Genomic DNA, 14,844 nt, shown 5'->3' with positions numbered 1-14,844 from the left:
GGCATCACGAATATCTATGATCTAATGATGTGCCGAAGGGAGAGGTTTTGCCAAGCCCTTTTCGCGAGGAACTTGTACATTTCAACGCGGTTTCAACATAATAGCGGTAAGCTACACCCAAACTGGCTGCTCTCGGATACGAAGGGTAAAAGAGGGTATATAGACAAAGGGGGAAATCAGGCATTGGCGAAACGCTATCTGCACGAGATCGACCTGATGCGCGCGTTCGTCATATTGGGCGTGCTCGCGGTTCACACGACGTCGTTCTTCAATGCGCTCAATCAGGATATGACGACAGGTTATTTGACACTCGGCGCGTTGATCACCAGCATGCACTACACGCGAGAGACGTTCTTCTTCGTCACGGGCCTCGTACTGTTCATTACGTATTACCGTCGGCCGTTTCGAACACTGGTATTTTGGCGCAAACGATTCCTTCTCATCGTCATTCCGTACATATTTTGGACCATCGCGTACATATGTTTTCAAGGCGCATTAAACCAGGGCACGGAGTGGACGTTTGCGGTCTTTTGGCCGATTATTCAACACGCGCTGCTGACAGGAAGCGAATACTTCCTGTACTTCCTCGTCGTGTCCATCCAACTGTACTTCGTCTTCCCAGTCCTCCTGTACGGACTTCGCAAGTTCGAGAAGTACCATGTGTGGATTCTGATTGGCAGTTTCCTGTTCCAACTCGCCATGATGTGGTTCAACAAATTCGTTCTCGATTATTACAACCCGGTCGGCCTGCCGCGCGTCTTGGTCGATCTCGATAAATACCGTGATCGATTCGTCCTGACGTATCAGTTCTGGTTTGTGGCAGGAGGCATTCTCGCTTGCCACTATGATAAAGTTGCCGAATTTGTCCGTAAACACGGCAAAGCGATCCTGGTCACCCTGACGATCGGCGTGTTCATCGTCTGGGCCCATTACTTCTATGATCGCCTCGTCCTAGGAGAATACGAAGGCATGGCCGAGCTGGTTCTGCAGCCCATCATGATCCCGTACAGCCTCTTGGTAACAGTCGTGTACTGGTATGCCGGCCTATCGTGGTCAAGGCGAATGGCTTGGCCCAATTGGAAACCGTTTACCAGTTTTGTGAAATTGGCCGCAAGTACGTCGTTTGGCATCTTCCTGTTGCAGCCGTTTCCGCTCTACTGGATGGAGTATTCCGTGAACCATATCGATCGGCTCGGCATTCCCACCTGGCTGCATTATTGCCTGTGGCCGCTGAGCATTTTGTTCGTCTACTTTACGTCGATGTTTTTCTCCTATTGGATCGGCAAAATTCCTTATTTGTCGTACGTCGTCGGCCAGAAGACCCATTTCTTCCGCAAGCCTGACGCCGCTTCGCAACCAGGTTAAATCTCGATGACGGCTGGATCGTGGGCACATCGGTTCACTGTCCAGCCGTGATCGATCCCTCATCTTTCCTCGTCCTTGCATCCCCCTCGTCCCGAGTCACGATATCGTTTGCCCAACACGCTTGCGTCGGACAATTGTACTAATATATTATTACAATATGAAAATTAAGGGAGTGGGTGGATGGCCGAATGGCAGTTGGATACGAGCAGCGGCGTTCCCATTTACGTTCAGTTAAAACAGCAGATTATTCAGAAGATCCTGCTGGGGGAGTGGCAACCTGGGCACCAACTTCCCACTGTTCGGCAACTCGCCGTGGACGTTCGAGTCAACGTCAACACGGTGAGCCGGGTTTACGCGGAAGTCGAACGCGAAGGCTTTATCACAACGCAACAAGGAAAGGGCACGTTTGTGAAGAAACCGTTTTCAGCAGAACATAATTCTGCGGAACGGAAGCAAGCGATTCAACAATTCGCTGAGATCGTGACCAACATGGCCCTTGCGCAAGGCATTTCCATTCAAGAACTCATCGCCGGACTGCGGGAAATTGCCATGGCAAAGGACTCAAAGGCCACACCGGAGGCGGAAACCTAAGGGGGATGTCAGATGGGAAATCTGGCTTATCGGAAAGTGACTGGTCTTCAGCAGTTCATCTTCGTCGCCTGTTTGATTATTGGCGTTGGACTCGCCGCACTGCTCTTTCAACATTCGCGCGTTTCGGCGATCGTCGTCGGCATTGTCGTGATTTTGGCTGGCTGGTTTCTCTCGGCGGCAATACGCGTCGCGGATCAATGGGAGAAGGCTGTCGTCCTCCGTCTAGGCAAATTCCACCGCCTGGCTGGCCCTGGCCTGTTCACCATCATTCCCTTTGTCGATACGGTCCCGCGCTGGGTGGATCAACGCGTCATGACCACGAAATTCACTGCCGAATCCACGCTCTCGAAGGACACCGTTCCGGTTTCGGTCGATGCCGTCCTCTTCTGGATGGTCTGGGACGCGGAAAAAGCGGCCCTCGAAGTGGCCGACTACGAAAACAGCGTGTCGTGGGCCGCGCAAACCGCCTTGCGGGACATCATCGGCCGAACCATGCTGGAATCGATGCTGAGCGGGCGGGAACGGATCGACCAGGAATTGAAGCGCATCATGGACGAACGGACCGAACCTTGGGGCATTACCATTCAAAATGTGCAAATTCGAGATATCAACATCCCACTCGCGCTGCAGGACGCCATGTCGAGGGCGGCTCAAGCGGAGCGCGAACGAGAGGCGAGAAATATTTTGGGCGAATCCGAGAAACAGATTGCCGAATCCTTCTTGGCCGCGGCGGAGATGTACCGTTCCAATCCGGCGGCCATGCAATTGCGCGCACTCAACATCCTCTATGAGGGACTCAAGGAGAAAGCCTCGATGATCGTGGTGCCAAGTTCGCTCGCAGACTCGGCGAACATCGGCAACATCATGGGATTGGTCAACGCCGAAGCAGCGCTGAACGCGCAGAACGCCAAAGAGAAACGTTGACCTAGTCGGCCGCTAAGCGGCTGGTCCAGTCCGACAGCATCGGCCTCAGTTCTTGCTGTACATCGCGTTCAGCGCAACGTAGTCGGTCTTGCCGCTTCCGAGCAACGGGAATTCGTCGATTCGCCGAACTTCGCTGGGAACGTGAAGCTTCGAGTAACCGAGCGAGTCGACCAACTCCCGTATTTGCCCGAGATCGATATCCGAGAGCGTCGTCACAAGCACAATTCGCTCGCCGCGCGCCTTGTCCGGCAGATTGATGGCCGCGAACTCCGTGCTGCCATAGGCTTTGGCCGCAAGTTGCTCCACCAAATTCAGCGACACCATTTCCCCCGATATCTTTGCGAACCGTTTCAAACGGCCGATGATGGTGACGAATCCATCCTCGTCAACCCAGACGACGTCTCCTGTGTCGTACCAGCCTTCTTGCGCGACATAGCCTGTACCATATTGCAGGTACCCCTTCATCACGTTCGGGCCCTGCACTTGCAGCCTCCCCCCTTGCGTGATGCCCTCGACCGGGATCAGGCGATGGGACATGCCCGGCAAGAACCGGCCTACCGTTCCATCCTTGTGGTTGATGGGCGTATCGAGGCACATGATGGGCGAGGTCTCCGTCGCACCGTAGCCTTGCATGATCTGAATGCCGAACTTGCTCCTCCAGAACGAGTCGACCTCCGGCTTCAACCGTTCAGCGCCGACCACCGCGTAACGAAGTGACGCAAAATGCTCAGGCAACGCATTCTGACCATATTTCTCCAAGAACGAAGAGGTTCCAAACAAGATGGTCGACTGCTGCTCCCCGACCAGTTCCGGTATCCGCTTGTAGTGCAACGGCGACGGATATAAGTAGGTCTGAATCCCCGCGACCAGCGGCAGCAAGGCGCCAGCGGTCAACCCGAACGAGTGGAACATCGGCATGGCGTTCAGCATGCGATCCGACGTTCCAAAATCGATCACGGATCGCGTCTGCTGCACATTCGCAAAGATATTGTCGTGCGACAGGACGACGCCGCGCGGCTTGTATTCACTGCCTGAGGTGAACAGAATCACCTCGTTGTTGGTGGAACGCACGCGCGCGCGCCTGCGGAACGCGAGATAGCCACTCGCTTTTTGCGCCAACGAAATCGTCTTGCGGACATCCTCCAGGTAGATGACTCGATACCTTGCGGTGAGCGCTTGCTCGACGTGATCGAGCTGGCCCTTCTTGATAAACTCCTTGGAAGTGAGGATGGTCTTGATATCCGCCGTTTCGCAAGCGTCGAGAATCGTCTGTACGCCGGCTGAATAATTGAGCATGACAGGCGTGCAGCCGTTTCGGAACAACGCGAACAAGGTGACCGCGTTGCCGATGGAATTGGGCAGCATGACGCCAACTCTGCTGCGGATGCAAGCCAGCGACTTCAAACGTTGGCTGAGCACGTAGGTGTTCAGCAGCAATTGCTTGTAGGTGACTTCTCCCGATATGTCCTTGCAGATGACTCGATCCTCGCCGTAATACCTAGCGGCGTCCAACAGTTCGTTAAATAGATTGACTTCTCCATCGTCCGGACGGCCAAGGTAGCTCATCAAGAGGAATCTCTGCAATTCGTCCAAAGTCGTTCTCGCGTCGGTCAGCGGCAGCGGATCGGCGATTCGAATGGGCCGCTCATGCCCGTAGATGGGAATGATGGGAATGCCCGTCGCAAACGCATGCCTCGAGACCGCCTGAAACGTCGCTTGGTTGGTGTCCAAGGCGACAAGCACCGGCTTCCCCGCTCTCAATTGGCCAATAAGCTGGCGAAAGGTCCAGGGGTTCTCCGCTGTGATTCGCTCACACACGCGCTTCTCCAAGACCGATCCGTACCGCTGGTGAACCATGTTGTCGATGCAAATCAACATGTCCTCAGGCACGTGCGACAACACTTCGCGAAAATTCGTATGGATGGTGCAATTCAATAAATAAATCGCTTTGTGGGCGAAGTTGATCGACCGGGTTGACAACGCTTTCATACCTATCTCCTCACCGATTCCCGTCCTCATATCGTAGAGCCAGTGTACCACGAATGCGGTCCACTTTGATGCAACTTGGGGTATAATTCGTTTACATAGGCCAACGGGGCTCCGTTGACAGGATTTCGCGCTACATACCATACACCTCTGGAGGTATCTCATGAAATTTTCAGAAATGACGTATACACGTCCCGACATGACGGCCATCACGCAGCAATTCCAAGCTCTTTTGCGCGATTTTGAAGCGGCGTCCAACGCACAGCAACAGATTGACATCTTTGCAAAGATCAATGATTTGCGCTTTCAGTTTATGTCGATGGAAAGCCTCGCGTCCATCCGCCACTCGATTGACACCCGCGACGAGTTCTACAAGGCGGAGCAGGATTTTTTTGATGAAGTGTCGCCGGACATGCAGGCCCTCGAAACCAAACTGCGCGAAATGATTGTGAAATCTCCATTCCGCAGCGAACTCGAACAGACCTACGGCTCGCAGGTCTTTCGCTTGGCGGATGTCTATTCCCGCTCTTTCTCGGACGCGATCGTCGAAGAGATGAAGCAAAACAACCGGTTGGTCACCGAATACAACGCGCTTGTCGCATCCGCGAAAATTCCATTCAGGGGCGAAGTCCTCACACTGTCGCAATTGGGCAAATATGTGAACGATCCGGATCGAACCGTCCGCAAGGAAGCAAACGAGGCGCGGTACGCGTTTTTCGCGGAACACGAACAGGAATTCGACGATTTGTACGACCGCATGGTAAAACTCCGCACCAGCATGGCGAAGAAACTCGGATACGAAAATTATGTCCAGATGGGCTATGATCGCATGGGCCGCACCGACTACGGTCAAGCCGAAGCGGCTGTGTTCCGCAAGCAAGTCGAAGAGTACATCGTCCCGCTCTCCGAAGAGTTGAGAAGCAGACAACGGACGCGGATTGGGCTCGACAAGATGCATTATTACGATCTCGGATTCCACTTCACCTCCGGCAACCCGGCGCCAAAGGGCGATCCCGAATGGATCATGGCGAACGGCGTCAAGATGTACGAAGAATTGTCCCCTGAAACACACACGTTTTTCTCGTTCATGTCGGACAACGAATTGCTCGACCTGCTGAGCCGCGACGGAAAACGCGTCGGCGGATACTGCACCGTGATTCCGAATCACAAATCGCCGTTTATCTTCGCCAACTTCAACGGAACCGCACACGATGTCACCGTGTTGACGCACGAGGCCGGACACGCGTTCCAAGTCTACGAGTCGCGCAACCAACCCGTCCCAGAGTACTTGTTCCCAACCTCCGAGGCTGCTGAAATCCATTCTATGAGCATGGAGTTCTTCACATGGGACTGGATGCACCTGTTTTTCAAAGAGGATACGGAGAAATTCAAGTTCTACCACATGAGCACATCCGTCATGACCATTCCATATCTCGTGACCGTCGATGAATTCCAACACTTCGTCTACGAGCATCCAGAGGCGACCCCTGCGGAACGCAAAGCGGCTTGGCGGGACATTGAGCGCAAGTATCTGCCCAGCCGAAATTACGAAGAGAACGACTACCTGGAACGCGGTGGATTCTGGCATCAACAGCTGCATATCTTCAATTATCCGTTCTACTACATCGACTACGCCCTGGCTCAAATCTGCGCCTTGGAATTCTGGAAACGGATGAATGAGGATCGGCAAGCGGCGTGGAGCGACTACCTGCACCTTTGCCAACTGGGCGGCAGCCGATCCTTTGTCGAACTCGTCAAAGCCGCAAATCTGATCTCACCGTTCGAGGACGGTTGTGTCAAATCGATCATCGGCGATATCCGCGCTTGGCTGGACAGCGTCGACGATCAAGCCCTGTAAGAGTGCTTCCGAACCGGAAGGAGGTACGCTCTCTTGTACGACGGCCTCGATGAGCGTCTGCGCGAACGAGCTGCATGGCTTGACATTCATGCACCGCGTGGCCGTGATTCGAGGGATCGAGGATAAGCGGGTTGGGGAAATCCACCTTCATGTCGCGCGACTGGAGGAGGAAGGACGAAATCTGTCCTCCGAGATCGCAAAATGCAAGGACGGCGACGAAGAGTACCAACGCTTGTTGAAAGAGAAGGAGCGGCTCATCGCGTCTGAGGAGAATGCCAAAACCGCAAAGGTTCTGCTGGCGTTGGCCGAACGCGAAGCCGCGCTTCGCTCGGAAACGAAGGAGACCCAAGAAGCTTTGGTCGCTGCACGGGAAACGGCGAACGCATTCGCGGAATGTGCGACAAGTCTGCAAAAAGCACAAAATTGGGGCACGATCGTGGAGCAAGCATAACGCCAAAACGGCACGCATGTGTCCCGTGGCGTCTTTCAGCCGAACGCCCTGGCGCTGGTCCAGTCGATCACGTCGGACACAGTCCGCAATCCGATGGCTTGGCACATCTCCATCTCTTTGAGCCAAATCTGCGCTGTCATTCGCACGTCTGCGTCTGCACGGTGCCGGTCCGTAACGTCGACGCCTAACCACGCGCACACTTCGTCAAGCGTCGGAACGCGTGAAAGCCTCCCGAGCGCTTGGGCGACGGTGGCCGTGTCAATCACCAGCGGCCGCAGTTTCAGTTTCCAGATCTGGCGAGTGTAGCGCTGCAGAAACGAGACTTCGTGACGCGCGTGGTGAGCTACCCATACGCGGTTCACCGCCAAGGTGAGGGCTTCTCGAAGCACCTCGGCGAGTTCGGAACCCGTTCGCAGCTGTTCTGGCGTCAATCCGGTGAGATCCCAGACGACTTGTGGAACGTGATCGACGTGATCGTGGCGGACCACATCGTACATGAACTTGGTGAATTCGACCGATTTGCCAGTCGTGCAGCCCGCGGCAAGCGATAGAATCGTGTCCCTTTCCGCTGAGAAACCGGACGTTTCAATGTCGATCATGAAGTAGTCGACTTCCTCCAGCGGAGCGTCCCAAATACGCACGATCGGCGATGGATCGACAGCGGATGAATTCGGGCCATCCCCACGATTCGAAGTCCAAAACCACTTCACCATCTATCACCTCGCTATCACCTCGGCTTGGGAAACATCCGGTGAACCATACGCTCCAAGTGCTTGGCTGTCCGCAGGTGGCGGGTCAAATGTTCGCGATCCTCGCCGGACAATCTGTCCCATTTGACCACGTCATCCTGTTCGTCCGCAGCGCCGCGCAATATCCGGAGATGCTGGATCGCGCGCAGCTTCCAACCGAATATCAAGGCCGATCTCAACGATGCCGCAAAGTCCTCGGACAGCGCGTTGGCGGACGCGAGCCCCGCCAGCCTGTCTAAACTCGGCAGCACGTCCAACGCTTCGCGGAGGGCGAGCAAGCGGAGCGAGTGGATGATGGGACTCAGGAGGCCGTCCTTGAGTTCAAAGACAAGTTCTCCATCGCGTTCTTTCGTCTTCGGACGTCCGAGGACGTCGATGCCCACCGTCTTGTGTATGCCTAGATGGGCCATTTGCCAGCATAGGAAGGGCGAAGATCGAATCCCGCGCCGTACGTCGTCGACGATCTCGCTCCACGACTCGCACGGCTGCGCGAGCGGTTTGGAATCGATCATCATGAACAGATAGCGCGCGTTCTTCCAGTCGGGAAAGGAAAAGTACTCGCCCGTCCTGGTCCGCCAATCCACCGTTGTGCCCAGCCAACGCCAGTTGGTTCCCATGACGTTGCCATGACACGGCGGAAAACCCAGCGCGGCCATGCCGCGGACCATCTCTACCAACGAGTCTTCGATATCCGCGACCTGAACGGGCTCCGCAGCCCAGAGCGCATAGTCCATATCGCTTCGCGGCAGATCTTCCCCGCGCGCGGCCGAACCCAATCGAATGAACCTCAGGCGCGATTGCAGTTCCCCAGGCACGAACGACCGCCATCCCCATGTCAACAAATCTTCACGCGCGTTCTGCAGCCTGGACATCCAATGCAATACTTCGTCTTCGTCCATTTGTTCAACGTGCGCGATATCAAACATGTCGCGGGACCAACTCCAGTAACGCGCATAGACATCCTCCGGAGTGAGATCCGCGAATTCTTCCGAAATCCATTCGTTCATTTGCCGCTCCCTTCCCGAGAACCTCCCAGAACCCATGTTCAAACATCTGAGCTTGTCATATGATAGACAAAAGATATCGGCGCAGTCCTCGCTGAGGAGGTACGAAAATGCCCCGGCTGACCAAGGCGGACATTCTATTGAGTGCGGCAACCGAAAGGGTGCGTTACGTTCGACTGCAATTCACGGACTTGTTTGGGATTTTGAAAAACGTCGAAATCCCTGTCACGCAGTTGGAAACCGCGCTCGATGGGCAGATCATGATAGACGGTTCTTCCATTCATGGCTTCGCACGCATCGAAGAGTCGGACATGTATCTGATGCCTGACTACGACACATGGCTCGTTCTGCCTTGGACATTCAACGATTTCGCCATCGCCCGAATCATCTGCAGCGTCCATCTGCCCGACAACGTCCCATTCGCTGGAGATCCACGCCACATCCTGAAGCGTACCCAGGTCGAGTACAATCGCTTGGGCTTCGACACGCCAAGATTCTCGGTGGAACTCGAGTACTTTTTGGTCTGCCTCGATGAACATGGCGACCCTACGAGCAGACCGAGCGACGACATTGGCTATTTCGATCTCGCCCCCGAAGGCGCGGGCGAGTCGTGTCGGCAGGAAGTTGTAGTCACGCTTCGGCAAATGGGCATTGAAGTCCTCTCGTCTCACCACGAAACCGCACCCGGCCAACAAGAGATCGATCTGTCCTTCAGCGACGCCGTGACCGCCGCTGATCAAGTCATGACGGCAAAGATGGTTGTCAAATCGATTGCCCGCCGCCACGGCCTGCATGCCACATTCATGCCAAAGCCGTTTGAATACGCGGACGGATCTGGCTTGCACACGCAAATGACCATGCAGCAAGACGGGCAAGACGCCTTCCGCGACATCGCACAGCCGCATGGACTGAGCCAAACCGGCAAATCGTTCATCGCCGGCCTGTTGACACACGCCCCCGCCATCACGGCGATCACCAATCCACTGGTGAACAGTTACAAGCGACTGGTTCCAGGATTTGAAGCACCTGCGCACATCTTCTGGTCGACCAATCATCGCATGCCGTTCGTTCGCGTCACCGACTACGAACACCACAAAACGGTGGTGGAACTTCGATCACCCGACGCCTGCTGCAATCCCTATCTGTCGTTCAGCGTCATCTTGAAAGCGGGACTCGACGGCCTCCAAAAACAATTGACTCCGCCCGATCCGCTCTTCAAGTCGCCTGCCGGGATGTCGGAAGAAGAAAGGTTCGCGCACGAGATTTTTCGGCTGCCCGCCAACTTGGAAGAGGCGCTCGAAGCGCTCGAGGAGGACGAGACCATTCGAGAGTGCTTGGGTGAGCACGCGTTCACACACTATCTGCAGGCGAAATTGGCCGAGTGGCAAGCCTATCGGAAGGCGATCCACCCATGGGAACTCAACCGGTATCTGTCTCTGTACTAAGCAGACAAGGCTGCCTCCAGGCAGCTTTCGCCGCTTTCAGACAGCCTCGTATGCCTCGTCATCGCCGAGCGTGGCGAAGGGATGCCGGATTACCGTTTACAGTTCCCGAGTCGCACCTGGCGACGATTGTGCTCCGAAATACTTCGGAAGTTCACTGGGCGTCAACGTTTCTGGATATGCGGATTCATGGTGCAGCATCTGGTCGAGGCCCATAATCTCCTCTTCTTTCGTCACGCGAAGTCCCATCACTTTGTCGACTACCCAAAGCAGAATCAGCGTGCCAAGACCGGAGAAGATCCATGTGGAGACGATGCCAAGAATCTGCAGGACAACCTGGTGGGCGTTGCCGTGGACAAGTCCGTTCGCGCCTGCGGAGTTAATCGTCGTCGATGCAAACAACCCAGTTGCCAAGGCGCCCCACGTACCGCCGATACCGTGCCCGCCAAACGCGTCCAGCGCGTCGTCGTAACCGAGTTTCGCCTTCATGAACGTGGAGGCCAAGTAACAAATGGCGCCGCCAAGCAAACCCAGCACGATAGACCAGCCTGCGGAAACGAACCCTGCGGCCGGCGTGATCGCCACCAACCCAGCGACTGCGCCAGCGCAGGCACCGACGAGCGTCACGTGACCCGTGCGGATTTTCTCGACGATCATCCAGCCAATGGCCGCGGCCGCCGTCGCCGTGTTGGTCGCAAGGAAGGCTTCGGCCGACAGGAAGTTTGCGGACAGCGCGCTTCCTGCGTTGAATCCAAACCATCCAAACCACAAGAGCGCAGTGCCCAACAGAACAAACGGAACGTTGTGCGCCTTGATTTCGCCGGTTCCATGTTCGGCGCGCTTGCCAAGGTAGATGGCGGCAACCAAGCCAGCGACACCGGACGAAATATGGACGACCGTACCGCCTGCAAAATCCAACACGCCCATGGAATGCAACCAACCGCCCGCACCCCATACCCAGTGGGCCAGCGGATCGTAAATCAGTGTCGCCCAGAGAACGATGAACACGGTGAACGCCGCGAATCGGACACGTTCAGCGAGGCCGCCGACAATCAACGCCGGTGTAATGATGGCAAACATCATCTGAAAGATACCGAACACCATGTTGGGAATGGTTCCCGCGTAGTCCGTGTCGGGAGCGGCTCCTACGTCGCGCATCATGAACCAGCTCAGGTTGCCGACGATATGGTGGAAATCAGGCCCAAACGCCAACGAGTAACCAATGATCACCCACTGAATCGAGACGACCAAAATGACTGCAAACACTTGAAGCATCGTGGTGATGACATTTTTGGTCCGAACGAGTCCGCCGTAAAAGAACGCAAGTCCCGGCGTCATGAGCAATACGAGTGCGGAAGATGCGAGAATCCAAGCTGTGTCTCCAGAATCGATAGGGCTCGTCGTAGCTGCGAAGGTGGTGCTTGGGATGAGTGTGATGCCGAGAAAAATGGATAAGAACCAGTACCACTTCGACTTCATCAAGGTCGCCATCGCGTTGCCTCCACTCCCTAACTGAATTTTTTTATAACCGTACCTTCCACGATGCTATTCCGTCAACGCTTTGTGTTATGTTATCTAACATATATAGAAATAAAGCTTGATTTCAACTGGTTATTCTGATTTCCACTCAATACATGACATGAAAATCCATGATTAGCCATACACAGGCATGAAACACGTTTTCCAACGGATTAAGACTGGATTTCGGAAGGGGTGAACGTCGAGAACCGGCCTCATAATTCCGGCGTCACCAGGGAACACCATGTGCGTGAGTTTTTGCGGGTATTTGCGGGGAGGCTGAACCATGTCATACGCGAAACAGTCGGAATCGTACGGGGCGGAAGTATTGCACGTGGAGCCCCACGGCATTGAGCCAATTCCAGAATCGGATCGCCACGGCAGACCACACAGCATCTTCACCCTGTGGTTTAGCGCTAATCTTGAGTTCGCAACACTCACCACTGGCGTGCTCGGGGTAGGCGTGTTCGGGCTGTCGTTTTGGCAGGCCAGCATCTCGTTGATCATCGGCACCGTCGTCGGTGCGTTGGCGATCGGGTTTTTGACGACGTTCGGATACCGATGGGGGATTCCGCAGCTCATTCAATCGCGCGCATCGTTCGGTTACGCAGGGAACTTTCTTCCCGGCGTGCTGAACTTTCTCTCTGGAATTGGCTGGTATGCTGTCAATACCGTACTTGGCGTCTACGCGTTGGAATGGCTCCTGCCTATCGGATTCATACCCAACCTCATCGTGATGATTGCGGTTCAGGCCGTCATATCGATTTACGGTCACAATCTCATTCACTGGGTGGAGCGAGCTTCCGCGGTTGTCCTCATGGTCATTTTCATTGTGGTCAGTATCTACGCCTTTCCGCACATCCGGTTCAACATCCCCGAAAACCCAAGGGCACAGGCGTTCAGTGGAACATCGGGATCCATCATCGTCGCCATCTCCATCGCTTTATCCTACATGATGGGCTGGATGACATACTCCTCGGACTACAGCCGCTACTTTCCGCGAGACACCGCTGGGTATCGGGCGTTTCACGCGGCGTTCTGGGGCAACGTCATTCCCGCCGTCTGGCTGGAGTTGTTGGGAACCGGTCTCAGCACGTTTACGTCCATCGCTAAGCCAACCGACCTCGTGACAAGCATCTTGCCGCACCCGTTCGGCATTGTCACGATGTTGGCCATCATTCTTGGAACAATCACCGCCAATGTGATCAACATCTACTCTGGCTCGATCTCGCTGTTGACCATCGACATCGGCCTCGTCCGTGCGATCGCGCCGAAGCGATGGATCGCGGCGCTGCTGGTCGGCGTGATCGGCGGTCTCCTGTCGCTCATTGGCGGCCAATCCGGCTATTACAACAATTACAGCAACTTCCTGTTCGTGCTGGCCTACTGGATCAGCCCTTGGCTGGCGGTCGTGGTTTGCGACTTTCTCATCATTCGCCGCAAACGGCAAGATCTTGACGACTTTTACACGCATGCGCGTCCAGTGCGAGCTGGGTTGTGGGCATTCTTGATTGGCTTCGCGTGTTCCATCCCATTTTTCAATCAAACCATGTACGTGGGCTATTTCGCGAAACATTGGCCGCAGATCGGCGACCTGTCGTATTACGTGAGTTTCATTGTGGCATTCATTTTGTACGCCGCGTTCGCAAAGCGTGAACACGTCTACAGCGACGCTCACCGGGCGAGTTGATCCACGTCGAGATCGACAAACAGATAGTGGTCGTCATGGAGCGGACAGGAGAATGTGCGGATGGCCTTCAGCGAATCGATGTCTCTGTACAACTTGGACAAGATCCCTTGCTGACTGCGGTTCATGGCGGCAATACTCTCCAGGAAGTAAGGGCGCCAGGCCCAATTGCACCCTTTTCGGTACTTCGAAACTTCCCACATGCCGCTGTCCGTCCGCGCATAATTGTAGGACAGCTGCGTTCCGTCGGCGGCGCATATGTAGGCGCGACAACACACGCTGGACATTCGCGCCGTCAACCATCGCACGAAGCCATCGAGATCGTCCCGATCTGTCGAAGTGCGCAGCCGCAAGAGTCCCCGTACGCGGGCCACGACGTTGACAATGTCCAAGCCGACGTCGAACGCTGCGTTCAACGCCTGAGACTGCGCCGAATAATACCGTTTGGACAACGCGGACAGAGAGGTGACGAACTCGCCCGCGTCGAAGAAATCGGGCTTTGCCCTTGAGAAATAAAATCCTTGCAAATACCGCGCTCCATGGGCAAGCGCGAGCTCGACATCGTCCTCGGTTTCGATGCCCTCCAGCAGAAGCGAAGAGCCGATGTGCTCCGCGACGGATGAAAAGGCCTGAAGAAGACTTCGATAACTGGCAAAGTGACGGCTGTTGCGAACGAAGTGCAAGTCAATTTTCATGTACTCCGGTTCAAGAAACGCGACCCGGTCAAAATTGCTGAATCCGATCCCCATGTCGTCGATAGCGATCTGGCAACCCTTGCTTCGGTATACGGACAATACTTCGTGAAGCAGCGACAGTTCCCCGTCGAACTGATCCTCCGTGAGTTCAAGTACAATGCGGGAACCGTCCACGCCGAGTTCCTCGAGAAAGCGCAGTGTCGGAATCTCATCCGGCCGATTCCGGTAATCGTAGATCCAACTCGGTTTGACATTCAGAAACAGTTTACAATCGCCTTCAAACGAGGATAACTTCGCCAGAGCCTGCCTTCGCAACGCGCGATCGACCACTCGCTTGTCCCCGTCGTGAATATCAGGATTCGCAAAGTAGGGACCAAGGCTCTCCTCTCCAAGCGGCGTGACCTTTCTCCCTAACGCTTCATATCCAATCACTCGAAAGTGATCGAGTGACAGAATCGGTTGAAAATACGGCTGCAAAACACCTTGATTGACCAGTGAAACGCCTGTCATCGATGTAACTCCTTGAAGTCCCTATTCACGCCGCACGTGGGTGTTCACTTAAAATAACACCCAC

The 14,844-nt window shown here is 55.0% G+C and carries 12 protein-coding genes; 7 read left to right on the top strand and 5 right to left on the bottom strand.

All coding sequences use genetic code 11. From position 1 onward, the window contains the following. Positions 1 to 183 precede the first annotated feature (183 nt). The 3 genes from AAC01S_RS05795 to AAC01S_RS05785 all read left to right on the top strand — a co-directional run bounded on the left by AAC01S_RS05795 (position 184) and on the right by AAC01S_RS05785 (position 2,880). Positions 184 to 1,365, top strand: a complete 1,182-nt coding sequence (locus AAC01S_RS05795) for an acyltransferase (protein WP_067620248.1) — start codon at positions 184 to 186, stop codon at positions 1,363 to 1,365. Positions 1,366 to 1,545: 180 nt separating this feature from the next. Next, positions 1,546 to 1,956, top strand: a complete 411-nt coding sequence (locus AAC01S_RS05790; RefSeq protein WP_067620246.1) for a GntR family transcriptional regulator — start codon at positions 1,546 to 1,548, stop codon at positions 1,954 to 1,956. A gap of 12 nt (positions 1,957 to 1,968) precedes the next feature. Beyond that, complete coding sequence (locus tag AAC01S_RS05785) at positions 1,969 to 2,880, top strand: slipin family protein (protein ID WP_067620243.1); 912 nt, start codon at positions 1,969 to 1,971, stop codon at positions 2,878 to 2,880. 45 nt (positions 2,881 to 2,925) lie between these two features. Here AAC01S_RS05785 and AAC01S_RS05780 read toward each other — a convergent pair whose 3' ends face one another. Next, a complete protein-coding gene (locus AAC01S_RS05780; protein ID WP_067620240.1) occupies positions 2,926 to 4,869 on the bottom strand; it encodes an AMP-binding protein in 1,944 nt (647 codons plus the stop codon). Between the two features lie 160 nt (positions 4,870 to 5,029). Between AAC01S_RS05780 and AAC01S_RS05775 the strand changes: the two genes are divergently transcribed. Both AAC01S_RS05775 and AAC01S_RS05770 read left to right on the top strand, forming a co-directional pair. Continuing rightward, positions 5,030 to 6,724: a M3 family oligoendopeptidase gene (locus AAC01S_RS05775; RefSeq protein WP_067620237.1), complete on the top strand. Its 1,695-nt coding sequence runs from the start codon at positions 5,030 to 5,032 to the stop codon at positions 6,722 to 6,724. Positions 6,725 to 6,803: 79 nt separating this feature from the next. Then, entirely contained in the window at positions 6,804 to 7,175 is a 372-nt protein-coding gene (locus AAC01S_RS05770; protein ID WP_157071064.1) for a hypothetical protein, read from the top strand. Positions 7,176 to 7,210: 35 nt separating this feature from the next. On the opposite strand, the gene AAC01S_RS05765 is transcribed toward AAC01S_RS05770, so the two are convergent. Together AAC01S_RS05765 and AAC01S_RS05760 are read right to left on the bottom strand one after the other, a co-directional pair. Continuing rightward, on the bottom strand, positions 7,211 to 7,888 hold the full coding sequence (locus AAC01S_RS05765; RefSeq protein ID WP_157071063.1) for an exonuclease domain-containing protein: 678 nt from the start codon (positions 7,886 to 7,888) through the stop codon (positions 7,211 to 7,213). Between the two features lie 14 nt (positions 7,889 to 7,902). Next, positions 7,903 to 8,931: a putative nucleotidyltransferase substrate binding domain-containing protein gene (locus AAC01S_RS05760; protein ID WP_067620231.1), complete on the bottom strand. Its 1,029-nt coding sequence runs from the start codon at positions 8,929 to 8,931 to the stop codon at positions 7,903 to 7,905. Between the two features lie 107 nt (positions 8,932 to 9,038). Here AAC01S_RS05760 and glnA point away from each other — a divergent pair, with 107 nt between their 5' ends. Then, positions 9,039 to 10,373, top strand: coding sequence for a type I glutamate--ammonia ligase (glnA, locus tag AAC01S_RS05755; RefSeq protein ID WP_067620228.1), 1,335 nt, complete (start codon positions 9,039 to 9,041; stop codon positions 10,371 to 10,373). 96 nt (positions 10,374 to 10,469) lie between these two features. On the opposite strand, the gene AAC01S_RS05750 is transcribed toward glnA, so the two are convergent. Further along, a complete protein-coding gene (locus AAC01S_RS05750; protein WP_217997817.1) occupies positions 10,470 to 11,762 on the bottom strand; it encodes an ammonium transporter in 1,293 nt (430 codons plus the stop codon). A gap of 412 nt (positions 11,763 to 12,174) precedes the next feature. Here AAC01S_RS05750 and AAC01S_RS05745 point away from each other — a divergent pair, with 412 nt between their 5' ends. Then, positions 12,175 to 13,578 (top strand): purine-cytosine permease family protein, encoded by a 1,404-nt coding sequence (locus AAC01S_RS05745; RefSeq protein WP_067620222.1) that lies wholly within the window; start codon positions 12,175 to 12,177, stop codon positions 13,576 to 13,578. Here AAC01S_RS05745 and AAC01S_RS05740 read toward each other — a convergent pair. Continuing rightward, positions 13,563 to 14,780 carry an EAL domain-containing protein gene (locus AAC01S_RS05740; protein WP_067620219.1) on the bottom strand — a complete coding sequence of 406 codons (1,218 nt, stop codon included), beginning with the start codon at positions 14,778 to 14,780 and terminating at the stop codon, positions 13,563 to 13,565. The two genes, AAC01S_RS05745 and AAC01S_RS05740, sit on opposite strands and share 16 nt — an antisense overlap. Between the last annotated feature and the right edge of the window lie 64 nt (positions 14,781 to 14,844).

The organism is Alicyclobacillus acidiphilus NBRC 100859, assembly GCF_001544355.1.
Lineage (GTDB): Bacteria > Bacillota > Bacilli > Alicyclobacillales > Alicyclobacillaceae > Alicyclobacillus > Alicyclobacillus acidiphilus.
The sequence above is the reverse complement of the archived record's forward strand: the minus strand, read 5'-3'. Positions and strand labels throughout refer to the sequence as shown.

What these genes read in the sequence shown, in the direction of transcription:
- AAC01S_RS05790 (WP_067620246.1), top strand. Translation starts at nt 1,546, where the DNA reads ATGGCCGAATGGCAGTTGGATACGAGCAGCGGCGTTCCCATTTACGTT.
- AAC01S_RS05785 (WP_067620243.1), top strand. Translation starts at nt 1,969, where the DNA reads ATGGGAAATCTGGCTTATCGGAAAGTGACTGGTCTTCAGCAGTTCATC.
- AAC01S_RS05780 (WP_067620240.1), bottom strand. Translation starts at nt 4,869, where the DNA reads ATGAAAGCGTTGTCAACCCGGTCGATCAACTTCGCCCACAAAGCGATT.
- AAC01S_RS05775 (WP_067620237.1), top strand. Translation starts at nt 5,030, where the DNA reads ATGAAATTTTCAGAAATGACGTATACACGTCCCGACATGACGGCCATC.
- AAC01S_RS05765 (WP_157071063.1), bottom strand. Translation starts at nt 7,888, where the DNA reads ATGGTGAAGTGGTTTTGGACTTCGAATCGTGGGGATGGCCCGAATTCA.
- AAC01S_RS05760 (WP_067620231.1), bottom strand. Translation starts at nt 8,931, where the DNA reads ATGAACGAATGGATTTCGGAAGAATTCGCGGATCTCACTCCGGAGGAT.
- glnA (WP_067620228.1), top strand. Translation starts at nt 9,039, where the DNA reads ATGCCCCGGCTGACCAAGGCGGACATTCTATTGAGTGCGGCAACCGAA.
- AAC01S_RS05745 (WP_067620222.1), top strand. Translation starts at nt 12,175, where the DNA reads ATGTCATACGCGAAACAGTCGGAATCGTACGGGGCGGAAGTATTGCAC.
- AAC01S_RS05740 (WP_067620219.1), bottom strand. Translation starts at nt 14,780, where the DNA reads ATGACAGGCGTTTCACTGGTCAATCAAGGTGTTTTGCAGCCGTATTTT.